Genomic DNA, 12442 nt, shown 5'->3' on the forward strand with positions numbered 1-12442 from the left:
GCCCACCTTATGGTCAGGGGCCCAGTTTATAAACTGGGCCCCTGGACGGGGCCTGGGCCCCGTCCGCAATGCGACGTGCGCGACACGGGTCAGTGGCAGTGACCACCGGATGCCGGGGGCACGTTAGCGGGGACGTCCAGCACGGGGCTGCGGTCGAAGAAGCCGTCGGGGCGCAGCTTGAAGCCCACGGTGTCGACCGGCATGATCGGCCAGTCCTCGACCCGCGGAAAGTGGGTGAGGCCGAAGGTGTGCCAGAGCACGATATCCTCGCCGTCGATCGCTCGGTCGGCCGCAATGTAGGCGGGCAGCCCGGCGCCGCCGGCGTGCTGGTTGACGAAGTCACCGGTGGGATAGCGTTCGTCTTCGGCGAAGCGGGTGACCCAGAGGCCCTTGGTGGCGAACGCCGCGCGCTGGGCCACCGACGACTCCGGGTCGGCCAGCAGCACGGGCAGCCCCTGCGGGTGCAGCTTGTACGCGACGGGTTCGCCGAGGCGATTGAGGGAATTGGGGTTGGAGACGTGCCAGGTGCGGCCGATGGCGGCATCCGCATGTCTGACGCCCTCGAGCTCGGTGGCGAGCACGGTGCGCTGGCGGGTGAAGGCGTTGCCGCGCTCGTTGCCGGGGCCTATCGGAACGCGCACGACGTCTTCTTCTTCGACCCGGTTGGTGTCGCCGTCGAGGGCCATGTCGAGGCGGGCGCTGAACAGGTGCTGGTGAAAGGGGGCGCCGAGACCGGGAGCGATTTCGGAGGCGTAGGGATAGCCCTTGCCGGCGTAGGCGCTCGTGAAGACGACGCCGGTGGCCTTCGCCTCGAATTCGATGGTGCCGTTGAGGTAGAGGTACCAGTAGAAGCCGTAGTCGTAGTTGCCGACGGTGGTGAAGAAGCTGATGACGAAGCGGCGGTTGCGGCGGGTGTATTCGATGCCGCTCCACAGGTCGCTGTGCTTGGCGAGGATGCTCCAGTCCTCTTCGTGCATGCAGATACCGTTGCGAATCTCGCGCGGGTTGCCGAAGCCGTCGGTGATGACCGGGCTCAGGTAGGTAATCTCGCCGAGGCAGTCGCAGCCGAGTTCGAGCGAGTTGGCGTACTGGCCGACGAGGTATTCGCCGGTGTCGAAGTAGTTCTGCCAGGACCGCACGGGGGCCGGATCGCCATAGGGCACGACCATCTCCGCGATCGACGCACGACGGATGATGGAGCGTGTCTTCGCGCCGTCGCGAAAGCCGATGTTATGCAGCACGACGCCCTCGCGCACGTCGAAACCCACGTCGAGGCTCCATTTCTCCCACTCGATGTGGTTGCCGCCGGCGACGGTAAAGCTCACGCCATCGGGCTGGGTGATACTGATCGGCTTGAGCGTTTCGCGCAGCGGGCCGGTGAGGGCGGGATCGGTGAAGTTGCCGTGTTCGGCGGGGATGGGAACGACGCCGAAATCGAGCACCTGGTCTACGGTCTTCGCGACGATGTCGACGTAGGCGACGAGGCCGTCGATCGGGTGGGCCCAGGCGCTGTCCTCCGGAAAGTTCTGCACGAAGGCGAGGCCGCGCAGAATGCGGTGGCCCTTCTCGTTCGGGTATTCGAACACCCCCGCGGAGAGGGGAGCGACGCGCACGGTGGCCACGTCGAGGCCGCGGGCTGCGAGTGCGGCGAGCCAGCGGGCATCCGTTGTGAGGAGGTCTTCGACGGCGCCGAATTCTTCCTCGAGCACGGGCAGTTCACCGGTGAGCGCGGTGTCGAGGGTGACGCGGGACTCGACGGTGCCGTGGGTCGCCGAGACGATCACGTCGGTGGGGGCTGCGCCGGACACGTCGTGCAGAAAGACCCGAAAGCGACGATTGATCTCGGTGGCACCTCGCGGCGGGTCGAGCAGGCCGAGATAGGCAACCCGAATACTGTCGCCGAACAGGCCGGCGTCGGCCAGGATCGTGCGCACGGTTTGCAGTTCCTGCGCGGTGGGAAGTGCGAAGTCGGTGACGATGTCGGCAGTCTCGGCGGTGAGCATTGCGTCTCATTTCCTGGTTCGGCCCGGCGGTTGCAGCTCCGGGGATTTATTTCCTATGGTTGTAGAATATAAATGGTCAGCGCTGCTGCTGGCAAGCCTTTCAAGAATCTTTCTGACAAGCTGATGCTCCCAGCTCTAACCGGCACCACCAGAAGAGGGCCAATGCCGAAAGTCGTCGATCACGACCAGCGTCGCGTCGAGCTGGTCAATGCCACCTGGCGCATCATCGCCCGGCACGGCATCGAGGGCGCGACCCTGCGCGAGATCGCCACCGAGGCCGGCTTCGCCAACGGCGCACTCAAACCCTATTTCGGCACCAAGGACGACCTGCTCACCTTCGCCTTCGGGCACGTGTTCAGCCAGACCAACCTGCGCATCGAGCGCGGGGCCGCTGGCCTGACCGGGCTCGCCGCCGTGCGCGCCTTCTGTCACGAAATTCTTCCGCTCGATGAGACGCGTGTGAGCGAGGCGCGCATCGTGATTCCGTTCTGGCAGAAGGCGCTGACCAATGCGGCCAAGGCGCAGCTGCACGATGAGTCGATGCTGCAGTGGCGCCTTGCGTTGCTCGGGCACCTGGCCGAGGCACGCGCAGCCGGCGAGATGCACACGGCTCTTACCGACACGGATGTCGTGGGTCACCTCCTGAACGTGCTGCTCGGCGCGCAGATCACCGCTGCGCTCTCCCCCGACGAGCACGCCCCGGAACAGCTCGTGGCCCAGCTCGACGGCTACCTGCACCTGCTTTCGACCGGGGACTAGCGCCCTGGGTTGCTCGGATTGCCACAAGCTGCCCGCGCAAGCGGATGGGCGCGCCCGACGCTCATGAGAGCGCCCGAAACGGTCAGCCGCGCGCGCAGCCGTTGGCAGCGCCAACGACGGGCCAGGCTCACTGTGTGGGCGCGTCATCCTTCGATTGGGACCGAGAGACCCGCACCGGGAGCAGAGTCCACAGGAAAGCGGAACCGCAGGCAGCCGACAACGCCAGGAGTGCGCCCTGGTCGAAGACCACGCCGAACACGGCGAACAGGGCGCCGGCGGCCAGAGATACCCACCCGACTCGATTACGGATCAGCTGAGCAGCGGCCAAGCGAGCATCGTCATCCATTTTTTCGCTCCACTCGCGACCGGTCAATCACTCTCCGGATACTAGCCAGTTCCGTCGATCTGCGTGCAGATCTATTTTCGCCGAGTGTCGAAAAAAGAATGACAATGGAGCCCTGCAGGACTACATTAGCTCCAGACGATCATGAAACGCCCCCCGAGGGCCGATCTGGTCAGGACCCGGCGAAGGAGCTGCTCGTGACGATGACGGTTGTGAACTCGGTAACGGGCGCCGCAGGCACGAGCACCATGCCACCCGAGGACACCGTTCCGCTGACCGCCCCGACCGACCGAGTGGAGTGCGCCATCGCCGACTCCTTCTCGCAGTGGCGCACCCTCGTGTCGCAGTCATTCGTTCCGCTCGAGGTGCGCAGTGCCTCCCGTAGCTTTCACGGCACCTTGCGCTCGCGCGTGCTCGACGAGCTCTCCATCGTCGAGGTCACCGCCATCGGGCACCAGGTGATTCGCACACCGTCGCTGATCGCGGCATCCACTCGACAGTATTTCAAGCTGAACCTGCAACTGACCGGCACCGGCTTGCTCGTGCAGGACAACCGCGAGGCCACCCTGCGCCCCGGCGACCTGGCCGTGTACGACACCAACCGGCCATACACGCTCGAGTTCGAGAAGGACTTTCGCACCCTCGTGCTCATGTTTCCGCACGACGTACTCGACCTGCCGGCCGATTCGGTGGGCCAGCTCACCGCCGTGCGGCTGCCCGGCGACGCCGGACTCGGCCGCCTGATCAGCCCTTTCATGGTGCAGCTCGCGGAAAACCTCGACGTGCTTTCCGGCGCGAGTGGGCACCGCCTCGCCTACAACGCCGTCGACCTGATCGCGACCATGTTCGAGAGCGAACTGAACCTGCGCCGCGACCCGGTGGCGGGGGCGCACGGCGACCTGCTGGGGCGCATCCGCTCGTATGTGGATGCCCACCTGGGCGACCCGGAGCTGTGCCCGGCGAGCATCGCGAACGTCCACTTCATCTCGACCCGGCACCTGCACAACGTTTTTCACGAGGCCGACAGCACCGTGGCGAGCTGGATCCGCACCCGCCGGCTGGAGCACTGCCGCCGCGACCTGCGCGACCCCATTCTTGGTGACCGCTCGGTGGGCACCATCGCCGCTCGCTGGGGCTTCGTCGACGCCGCGCACTTCAGTCGCATCTTTCGCACGGCTTTCGGCGAAACGCCGAGCACCTACCGTCGCGTCTGAGCCCGCTTTCGCGGTCGCGCGGCACGCTTCGTCGGCGTGCGCCTCGACGGCAGGCAACCGTCACAGCATGCGCAATTCGACAACTGCGGTGCCGCAAATGGCAAACGGTTTGGCCCAGAGATTGCCACGCTGATAGCCACAGGTGAAGCGGATGCAGCGTGCATCCGTTTTGCGCACCCGACCTCTTACTCAACGAGGAGTAGCCATGACCCAGACCAAACCCGACCAGGCGACAGCACCGGAAACGGCCCTGCACAAGGGCCGACTCGGCGTTCTCGGCATCGTCTTCTTCGTGGTCGCGGCGGCGGCCCCTCTCGTGGGCATGACCGGCGCGGTACCCGTGGCGATCGTGCTCGGTAACGGCGCAGCGGCCCCCGGCGCCTACGTGGCTGTCGGACTCACCCTGCTGGTGTTCAGCGTCGGCTACGCCGCGATGAGCCAGCGCGTCACCAATGCCGGTGCGTTCTTCGCCTACATTGGCCGCGGCCTCGGCCGCCACCTCGGTACCGCATCGGCGTTCGTGTCGATTCTCGCCTACCTCGCCGTGCAGCTGGCCATCTACGGATTCTTCGGCGCCCTCATGGCCGGCCAGGTGGGCGTGCTCCCTTGGTGGGCCTGGTCGCTCATTTCCTGGGGCATCGTGACCCTGCTCTCCCTGCTCAGCGTCGACGTCGGCGCCAAGGTGCTCGGCGTGCTCATGCTGCTCGAACTGACCGCGCTCGTGGTCACCGCGGTCGCCATCCTGCTCGACGGCGGGCCGGAAGGAATCAACTTCTGGGCCTCGTTCAACCCCGCCGCCATCGTTGCCGGCGGCCTGGCCGGCTCGGCCGGCATCGCCTTCGCGTTCGCCTTCGCCTCCTTCATTGGCTTCGAGGCCACCGCCATCTACGGCGAAGAATCCAAGGACCCGAAGACCGTCGTTCCCCGCGCCACCTACCTCGCCGTCGTCGTCATCACCGTTCTGTTCGGCCTGACCGCCTTCGCTATGGTGACCGGCATGGGCGCATCGACCGTGGTTGAGAAGACCGTCGAACTCTCGACCGTCGCGGGCGTTCCTTTGGCAGACCCGGCCGCAGTGCTGTTCGCACTCGCGACCCAATACGTGGGCCCGTGGATGGCGACGCTCATGGGCATCCTCGTGCTGTCGAGCCTGTTCGCCGGGCTGCTCGCCTTTCAAAACGCCGCGAGCCGCTACCTGTTCGCGCTCGGCCGCGGCGGCGCGCTGCCGGGGCCGCTCAGCACGGTCAACGGTCGCGGCGCGCCGAGCACGGCGTCGCTCGTCACGTCCGTCATCACCGGCGTCGTGCTCGTGGTGTTCGCGGTGTTCCAGCTCGACCCGGTACTCAACCTGTTCTACTGGTTCAGCGGGCTCTCGGTGATCGCCATCGTACTTATCGAGATTCTGGTCAGCATCGCGATCATCGCGTATTTTCGCCGCAACAAGGGCACCGAGAATATCTTCCAGACGGTGATCGCCCCGGTTCTCGCCACGTTCGGCCTGCTGCTCGGCGAATACCTGCTGATGAGCCACTTCGGACTGCTCGCCGGCACCGTGGCCGACGGCGTTGACCCGACCACCACCTCCTGGGGCCTCAGCACCATCGGCTGGGTGCTCGTGGCTCTGCCGTTCGCGTTGCTGATCGGCGGCTATATCTTCTCCCGGCTGCGCAACCACGAGAACGATGATCTGGTGCGGGACGTGCTGTCCTAGCTGCGACATCCACTTGGTGAGTGCCTGCGGCCTTCGAGCCGCAGGCACTCGTCGTTGATGGAACGGATTCCTGGCCGCGCGCCGAGCCGTGCGCGAGGTGTCCCGCGAATCGGACGGGTCGGCATACAGACGTGGCATTCTTCCGCCACCCCCAGCGGACGCCTACCCGACGCGCAGGCGGTGACCCGCCTCGATGCGCTGGCCCCAGAACGTACCGACGATGATGAGCGCGGCCCCGGCGGCGCCGATCAGGCCGAGGGTTTCGCTGCCGAGCGACACTCCCACGAGCACCGCCCAAATTGGCTCGGTTCCCATGAGCAGGCTGGCCCGGGCCGCCGACGTGCGGCGAATCGCCCACATCTGCGCGAGAAACGCGAACACGCTGCAGGCCAGGCCGAGGTAGAGCACGCCGATCCAGGCGGCCAGGTTGAAGGTGGTGACGGCGGTGACGAGGCCGGGAAGATCGAACGCGGTGAAGACCGCCGCCCCGACCAGCGCCTGCAGCAGGGTCAGAGTGATGGTGCTGTCGCTGCGGCCCCGAACGAGGTGGCCCATCATGGTGACGTGCAGGGAGCGCACGACCGCCGCCGCGAGAATGAGCAGGTCGCCCACGTTCGGCTGCGCGAATCCGTTGCCGGAGACGAGCAGCGCTACCCCCACGACCGCGAGCACCGCCGCCACGAAGAAGGGGCGCGGCAGCCAGCGGCGGGCCGCCACCGACTCGAGTACCGGGGTCATGATGATCGTGAGGCTGATGATGAGCCCGGCGTTCGTGGCGGAGGTGAATGCCACGCCCTGGGTCTCGAGCCAGAGGATGCTCGCCTGGGTGGCCCCGAGCAGCAAGCCCACCCCGAGCGCCCGCCGGGTCGGAAGGCGTTCGCGCCGCACGACCCAGACGATCACGAGGGCCAGCGCCGCGACCAGAAAGCGCAGCGCGAGCACGGCTGACACGCTCGCCTGCTCGGTCAGCATCTTTGCGCTCAGGTAACTGCCACCCCAGACCAAGGCCACGAGCAGCAGCACGAGGTCGACGCGGTAGCGTCCCAGGTGCGGCAGCAGAGTACGGCGGGTCAGAACGGAAGTCATAAGGTAATGGTGCGCGGCGGCATTCGTTAAGTCTAGACACCATTTTATAAACGGATGCTTTAGCCTGAGCTTATGGAATTGCGCCAGCTTGCCGTACTGCGGGAGCTCGGCGAGCGCGGAAGCGTCGCCGCTGTGGCCCGCGCCCTGCACGTGTCGTCGTCGGCGGTCTCGCAGCAGCTCAGCGCCCTCGAGCAACGTGCCGGCGTCAAGCTCACCGAGAAACACGGACGGGTGCTCCGGCTGACCCCTGCCGGCGTCGCCCTGGCGAGCGCCGCCGCCGACGTCTCGACCGCGATGGCCCGGGCCGACGAGGCCGTGGCCCGGTTTCAAAACGACCCCGGCCTGCCGGTGACCGTGAGCGCGTTCCACAGTGCGGGGCTGGCCTGGTTCGGCCCGCTGCTGAACCGAATGCACTTGAGTGGCGGCCCGACCGTGGGCTGCGGCGACGAGGATGTGCCGCGGGAGCGTTTTGCGGCGCTCGTCGCCGACTATGACCTGGTGATTGCGCACCGGGTGCCGCACGATCCGGCCTGGCCGAATACCGTCGCGGTCACGCCGTTACTGTTCGAGCCGCTGGATGTGGCCGTGCCGGTCGGGCATCCGCTGGCCGTAAAGGTATCGCTCACCCTCGACGATATTCGAGACGAGCCGTGGGTCACCGGTCACGTTGGGTTTCCGCTCGCCGAGGCGGTGAACGTGGTCGCGGCGGCGGCCGGTCAGCCGCTGCGCATCGTGCATCGGATCAACGAGTTCTTCGTGGCGACGTCGGTTGTCGCGACCGGGGCGGCCATTGCACTGCTGCCGCGCTACACAATGGCGCCGCGACAGGGCGACGGAGTCGTGCTCGTGCCGTTTCGGGGCCTCACTGTGGGGCGGCAGATCGACGTGTTGAGTCGCCCGGAAACGCTCGCCCGCGCCTCGGTGCGCAGGGTACTGGCCGAACTCGTCGACGTGGCCGGGCAGCGTTAACGCAGCTCAAACCCGTCATGACGGATGCCCCAGCGCACGATCCACTGCTCCCCCGGCTCTACCCAGTGCAGGCCGGCCCCGGAGTTGAACGCATCGGCGGGAGCGGTCATCGGCTCGATCGCGATCGCGAGGCCGCGCACCGGCTCGCCCGCACCCTGCGTGACCGGAAAGATGCGCGGCGTGAAGACCTGTACGTAGCGCATATTGGCATCGCCCCAGAGGGTGAGGCTTCGGCCATCCGACGCGGTGAGGGTATGTTCGGCACCGACTCCGACGCCGCCGAAGCCGTCGTCGAGGTCGAGGTCGCCGACCCGGGCGCCCGCGCGCAGGTCGAACCGGGTGCCGTCTACCGGGGTTTCACCGACAGGGTTGAGGCGGTCGTCGACGTCGAGGTGGGTCGCGGCATCCACGCGCACGATGAGGTCGCCCGTGGGCACGTCTCCGATCTTCAAAAACGGATGCGCCCCCACGGCGACCGGCGCGGGCTCCGCTCCCACGTTGCGCACCCGATGCGTGACCTCGAGCCCGCTGGAAGTGAGCGCGTAGGTCACCTCGGTCTCAAGGTGAAATGGGTAGCCGGACTGTGGAAAGACCGTCGCCGCCAGGGTTACCGTGTCTGTAGTGCGCGATACCTCCCGGTACGGCGCGAAGCGCAGCAGCCCGTGGCTGGCGTTCTGCTTGGCCGGCTCAGTGAGAGCGAGCTGGCGGGTGATTCCGTTCTGAGTCCATTTGCCGTCACGAATGCGATTGGGCCAGGGCACGAGCACAATTCCGGCCGCCATCGGCGGTTGCACTGACTCGTCGAAGGTCTCCACCACGTCTATGCCATTTACGGAATATGCGCGCAGTCCCGCCGCGACCTCGGTCACGACGGCGCGAGCGGGGCCGCTCGGGGTTTCGCGGGTCAACTCATACTGGATTCCGGTGGGTGCACGCATCCGTTCAGTGTATTGCGGGCGGGGCCGGGCATGCCCGACGCGATATAGCTCCGACCCGAGCCGCTGCGGGGTCGCAGGTGCAAACCGAGCCGAGTGGCGCCATCCCTCGGCAGTAGGCTGACGCGTATGACTGCTGACAACGCCGCCCGAATCATCGTCCTGCCGAACACACCGGCTCCAACCATCGCCGAGACCGCGTTCGTCGCTCCCGGCGCCGTGATCGTCGGCAACGTCACCCTCGCCGACCGGGCCAGCGTCTGGTACAACTCCGTGCTGCGCGCGGAACTTGCGCCGATCACGATCGGCGCCGGCTCCAACCTGCAGGACAACGTCTCCTGCCACGTCGACACCGACTTTCCGCTCACCCTCGGCACCGGCGTCTCGGTCGGGCACGGCGCGGTGCTGCACGGCTGCACCATCGAGGACAACGTGCTCGTCGGCATGGCCGCGACCGTTCTGAACGGCGCCATCATCGGCACCGGATCGCTCGTGGCCGCCGGAGCCGTCGTGCTCGGCGGCACCGTTGTTCCCCCCGGTTCGCTCGTGGCCGGCGTTCCCGCCAAGGTGCGGCGCACGCTGACCGACGAGGAGATCGCGAGCATCCGGCACAACGCCACGAGCTACCTGGCACACACCGAGCTGCACCGCGCAGCCCTCGCCCAGCAGTAGCGCAGGAGCGGAGCCAGCCTGAATGTCGCCACTATACCGGAGGCGTCGTTCACAACTGCGGAAATTCCAGTTTCGAGCGGGCGAGACGCCCTGATTTCGCACAAATATTTGCGAAATTTCCGCAGTTACGCACAGTTACTCCGGTACCACAGCTGGCGTTACGCCAGCAGGGACTGCTCGGCGGCCTTCACTACGTTGGAGAGCAGCATGGCGCGGGTCATCGGGCCGACGCCGCGCGGGTTCGGCGACAGGTGCCCGGCCACCGAGGCCACATCCGGGTGTACATCGCCGGTCAGGCGGCCCGTGCCGGTGACCGGGTCCGTCACGCGGGTGACTCCCACGTCGAGCACGGCGGCACCCGGCTTGATCCAGTCGGCCTGAATCAGGTGCGGCACGCCAACGGCGGCCACGACGATATCGGCCCGACGCACTTCGCCGGCGAGGTCGACCGTGCGCGAGTGGGTCAGCGTGACGGTCGCGTCGAGGCCCTTGCGGGTGAACAGCAGGCCGAGCGGGCGCCCCACGGTGAGGCCGCGGCCGACCACGACGACCTTCTGGCCCACGATCGGCACGTCGTAACGACGTAGCAGCTCTACGATGCCGGCCGGGGTGCACGGCAGCGGTGAGCGCAGTTCGCCCTCGATGCCGAGCACGAGCCGCCCGAGGTTCGTCGGGTGCAGGCCGTCGGCATCCTTCGACGGATCGATTAGCTCGAGCATCGCGTTTTCGTTATGACCAACGGGCAACGGCAGCTGGATGATGTAGCCCGTGACTTCGCGACTGTTATTGAGGTCGTTGATCGCCGCGCGCACGTCGGCGCTCGTCGCCGAGCCGGGCAGATCGATGCGCAGCGACTCGATGCCGACCTCGGCGCAGTCGCGGTGCTTGCCCGCCACATAGGTCTCAGAACCCGGGTCATTACCCACGAGCAGGGTTGCCAGGCCGGGCACGACGCCGTGCGAGCGCAGCGCCGCGATGCGGTCCCGCAGCTCGGCCTTGATGTCGGAGGCGGTCTTGACCCCGTCGAGTGTGATTGCCGTCATCGTGGATCCCTACTGTTGTGGTTCAGTTCGGTGCCGTACTTCGGTTCGCTTGGACGGGGCCTGGGCCCCGTCCAGTGTTGATTACCGGGTGCTTGCCGGGCTCATCGCAGGCGGGCGACAGCGGATGCCCAGCCGAGCGGCCGGCGACATCCATCTGCGAGAGCGGATGCCACGGGCCAGTCAGCGGCATCCGCTTCGACGAAAGTTACTGCTGCAGACCGGAGTAGAGCGGAAACGCCTGCGTCAGAGCGCCAACGCGGGTGCGGAGCGCTGCAATGTCGGCGCCGGGCTTGAGGGCCTCGGCGATGACGTCGGCGACTTCGGTGAACTCGGCGTCGCCGAATCCGCGGGTGGCCAGGGCGGGCGTGCCGATGCGGAGGCCAGAGGTGACCATCGGCGGGCGCGGGTCGAACGGAACCGAGTTGCGGTTCACGGTGATGCCCACCTCGTGCAGGGCATCCTCGGCCTGCTGGCCGTTGATCTCGGAGTGGCGCAGGTCGGCGAGCACGAGGTGCACGTCAGTGCCGCCGGTGAGCACATCGATGCCGTGGGCACGCGAGTCGTCGGCGGTGAGACGGTCGGCGAGGATGCTGGCCCCGCGCAGGGTGCGCTCCTGGCGTTCCTTGAACTCGGGCTCGGCGGCGAGCTTGAACGCGGTGGCCTTGGCGGCGATCACGTGCATGAGCGGGCCGCCCTGCTGGCCGGGGAACACGTTCGAGTTGAGTTTCTTGGCCAGGGCCATGTCGCGGGAGAGGATGAACCCAGAGCGCGGGCCGGCGAGGGTCTTGTGCACGGTGCTCGACACGACGTCGGCGTAGGGCACGGGCGAGGGGTGCAGGCCGGCGGCGACGAGTCCGGCGAAGTGGGCCATGTCAACCCAGAGCAGCGCGCCGACCTCATCGGCGATGGCGCGGAAGGCCTCGAAGTCGAGGTGGCGCGGGTACGCCGACCAGCCGGCAATGATGACCTTCGGCCTGCTCTCGAGCGCCTTGTCGCGCACGACGTTCATGTCGACGCGGAAGGTCTCGGGATCGACGCCGTAGGCGACCGGGTTGTACAGCTTGCCCGAGAAGTTGAGCTTCATGCCGTGGGTGAGGTGGCCTCCGTGGGCCAGCTCGAGGCCGAGAATGGTGTCTCCGGGGGTGGCGATGGCGGAGAGCACTGCCGCGTTGGCGGTGGCGCCAGAGTGCGGCTGCACGTTCGCGTAGGCGGCGCCGAAGAGGCTCTTGGCGCGGTCGATGGCGAGCTGCTCGGCGACGTCGACGTACTCGCAGCCGCCGTAGTAGCGGCGCCCCGGGTATCCCTCGGCGTACTTGTTGGTGAGCACGGAGCCCTGCGACTGCAGCACGGCGCGCGGAACGAAGTTCTCGCTCGCGATCATTTCGAGGTAGTCGCGCTGGCGACCGAGCTCCTGCTCGAGCACGGCGGCGATCTCGGGGTCAACGACCGAGAGCGGTTCGTTGAAGGTTGACTTCAAGACAGTGGCGGAATCAGGCACGGAGTTCTCCTTATATATGGATGTTGCGGCCCAGGCGTGCGGCCACTAACCGTGTCAGTCGCTCCCCGATGGTGACCCATCTTCGTGCTACGCCAGTTGCGACCCAATCAGTATATCAGCGGATGCCCGCGCCCGCCGCCCAAACATCCGCTCGCGCCTCGTGGCACGCGTCCAGGAAGCTGGCACTGGTTGCAACGCCTGCCAGCTTC

The 12442-nt window shown here is 67.1% G+C and carries 11 protein-coding genes and 1 riboswitch; of the genes, 5 read left to right on the plus strand and 6 right to left on the minus strand.

Annotated elements, in window-relative coordinates:
- Positions 1–89: 89 nt before the first annotated feature.
- Positions 90–2003, minus strand: coding sequence for a primary-amine oxidase (locus tag E3T29_RS09725; protein ID WP_134345264.1), 1914 nt, complete (start codon positions 2001–2003; stop codon positions 90–92).
- Positions 2004–2165: 162 nt separating this feature from the next.
- Here E3T29_RS09725 and E3T29_RS09730 point away from each other — a divergent pair, with 162 nt between their 5' ends.
- Positions 2166–2762, plus strand: coding sequence for a TetR/AcrR family transcriptional regulator (locus tag E3T29_RS09730; RefSeq protein ID WP_092339247.1), 597 nt, complete (start codon positions 2166–2168; stop codon positions 2760–2762).
- 127 nt (positions 2763–2889) lie between these two features.
- Here E3T29_RS09730 and E3T29_RS09735 read toward each other — a convergent pair whose 3' ends face one another.
- Positions 2890–3108: a hypothetical protein gene (locus E3T29_RS09735; protein ID WP_134345265.1), complete on the minus strand. Its 219-nt coding sequence runs from the start codon at positions 3106–3108 to the stop codon at positions 2890–2892.
- Between the two features lie 245 nt (positions 3109–3353).
- On the opposite strand from E3T29_RS09735, the gene E3T29_RS09740 reads away from it, so the two are divergent.
- Both E3T29_RS09740 and E3T29_RS09745 read left to right on the plus strand, forming a co-directional pair.
- Positions 3354–4319, plus strand: a complete 966-nt coding sequence (locus tag E3T29_RS09740) for a helix-turn-helix domain-containing protein (RefSeq protein ID WP_134345381.1) — start codon at positions 3354–3356, stop codon at positions 4317–4319.
- A 205-nt stretch (positions 4320–4524) separates the two neighbouring features.
- Entirely contained in the window at positions 4525–6030 is a 1506-nt protein-coding gene (locus tag E3T29_RS09745; protein WP_134345266.1) for an APC family permease, read from the plus strand.
- Positions 6031–6192: 162 nt separating this feature from the next.
- Here the strand turns inward: E3T29_RS09745 and E3T29_RS09750 are convergent, their stop codons facing one another.
- Entirely contained in the window at positions 6193–7116 is a 924-nt protein-coding gene (locus E3T29_RS09750; RefSeq protein ID WP_134345267.1) for a DMT family transporter, read from the minus strand.
- Between the two features lie 72 nt (positions 7117–7188).
- Here E3T29_RS09750 and E3T29_RS09755 point away from each other — a divergent pair, with 72 nt between their 5' ends.
- Positions 7189–8085 carry a LysR family transcriptional regulator gene (locus E3T29_RS09755; protein ID WP_134345268.1) on the plus strand — a complete coding sequence of 299 codons (897 nt, stop codon included), beginning with the start codon at positions 7189–7191 and terminating at the stop codon, positions 8083–8085.
- Here E3T29_RS09755 and E3T29_RS09760 read toward each other — a convergent pair.
- The gene (locus E3T29_RS09760) at positions 8082–9023 is read right to left on the minus strand and encodes an aldose 1-epimerase family protein (RefSeq protein WP_134345269.1); all 942 of its coding nucleotides are present in this window, start codon (positions 9021–9023) and stop codon (positions 8082–8084) included. The two genes, E3T29_RS09755 and E3T29_RS09760, sit on opposite strands and share 4 nt — an antisense overlap.
- A gap of 126 nt (positions 9024–9149) precedes the next feature.
- Here E3T29_RS09760 and E3T29_RS09765 point away from each other — a divergent pair, with 126 nt between their 5' ends.
- Positions 9150–9692 carry a gamma carbonic anhydrase family protein gene (locus E3T29_RS09765; RefSeq protein ID WP_134345270.1) on the plus strand — a complete coding sequence of 181 codons (543 nt, stop codon included), beginning with the start codon at positions 9150–9152 and terminating at the stop codon, positions 9690–9692.
- A gap of 158 nt (positions 9693–9850) precedes the next feature.
- On the opposite strand, the gene E3T29_RS09770 is transcribed toward E3T29_RS09765, so the two are convergent.
- Positions 9851–10735 carry a bifunctional methylenetetrahydrofolate dehydrogenase/methenyltetrahydrofolate cyclohydrolase gene (locus E3T29_RS09770; RefSeq protein WP_134345271.1) on the minus strand — a complete coding sequence of 295 codons (885 nt, stop codon included), beginning with the start codon at positions 10733–10735 and terminating at the stop codon, positions 9851–9853.
- Between the two features lie 205 nt (positions 10736–10940).
- Positions 10941–12233, minus strand: a complete 1293-nt coding sequence (gene glyA, locus E3T29_RS09775) for a serine hydroxymethyltransferase (protein ID WP_304997025.1) — start codon at positions 12231–12233, stop codon at positions 10941–10943.
- Positions 12234–12254: 21 nt separating this feature from the next.
- A riboswitch (ZMP/ZTP riboswitch) is annotated at positions 12255–12343 on the minus strand.
- Positions 12344–12442: the final 99 nt, after the last annotated feature.

The organism is Cryobacterium sp. TMT1-66-1 (genome assembly GCF_004403435.1).
GTDB lineage: Bacteria > Actinomycetota > Actinomycetes > Actinomycetales > Microbacteriaceae > Cryobacterium > Cryobacterium flavum.

Excerpts from the sequence above, each read along its gene's own strand:
- E3T29_RS09725 (WP_134345264.1), bottom strand. The coding sequence starts at position 2,003 with ATGCTCACCGCCGAGACTGCCGACATCGTCACCGACTTCGCACTTCCC.
- E3T29_RS09760 (WP_134345269.1), bottom strand. The coding sequence starts at position 9,023 with ATGCGTGCACCCACCGGAATCCAGTATGAGTTGACCCGCGAAACCCCG.
- E3T29_RS09730 (WP_092339247.1), top strand. The coding sequence starts at position 2,166 with ATGCCGAAAGTCGTCGATCACGACCAGCGTCGCGTCGAGCTGGTCAAT.
- E3T29_RS09770 (WP_134345271.1), bottom strand. The coding sequence starts at position 10,735 with ATGACGGCAATCACACTCGACGGGGTCAAGACCGCCTCCGACATCAAG.
- E3T29_RS09750 (WP_134345267.1), bottom strand. The coding sequence starts at position 7,116 with ATGACTTCCGTTCTGACCCGCCGTACTCTGCTGCCGCACCTGGGACGC.
- E3T29_RS09765 (WP_134345270.1), top strand. The coding sequence starts at position 9,150 with ATGACTGCTGACAACGCCGCCCGAATCATCGTCCTGCCGAACACACCG.
- E3T29_RS09755 (WP_134345268.1), top strand. The coding sequence starts at position 7,189 with ATGGAATTGCGCCAGCTTGCCGTACTGCGGGAGCTCGGCGAGCGCGGA.
- E3T29_RS09745 (WP_134345266.1), top strand. The coding sequence starts at position 4,525 with ATGACCCAGACCAAACCCGACCAGGCGACAGCACCGGAAACGGCCCTG.
- E3T29_RS09735 (WP_134345265.1), bottom strand. The coding sequence starts at position 3,108 with ATGGATGACGATGCTCGCTTGGCCGCTGCTCAGCTGATCCGTAATCGA.
- E3T29_RS09740 (WP_134345381.1), top strand. The coding sequence starts at position 3,354 with ATGCCACCCGAGGACACCGTTCCGCTGACCGCCCCGACCGACCGAGTG.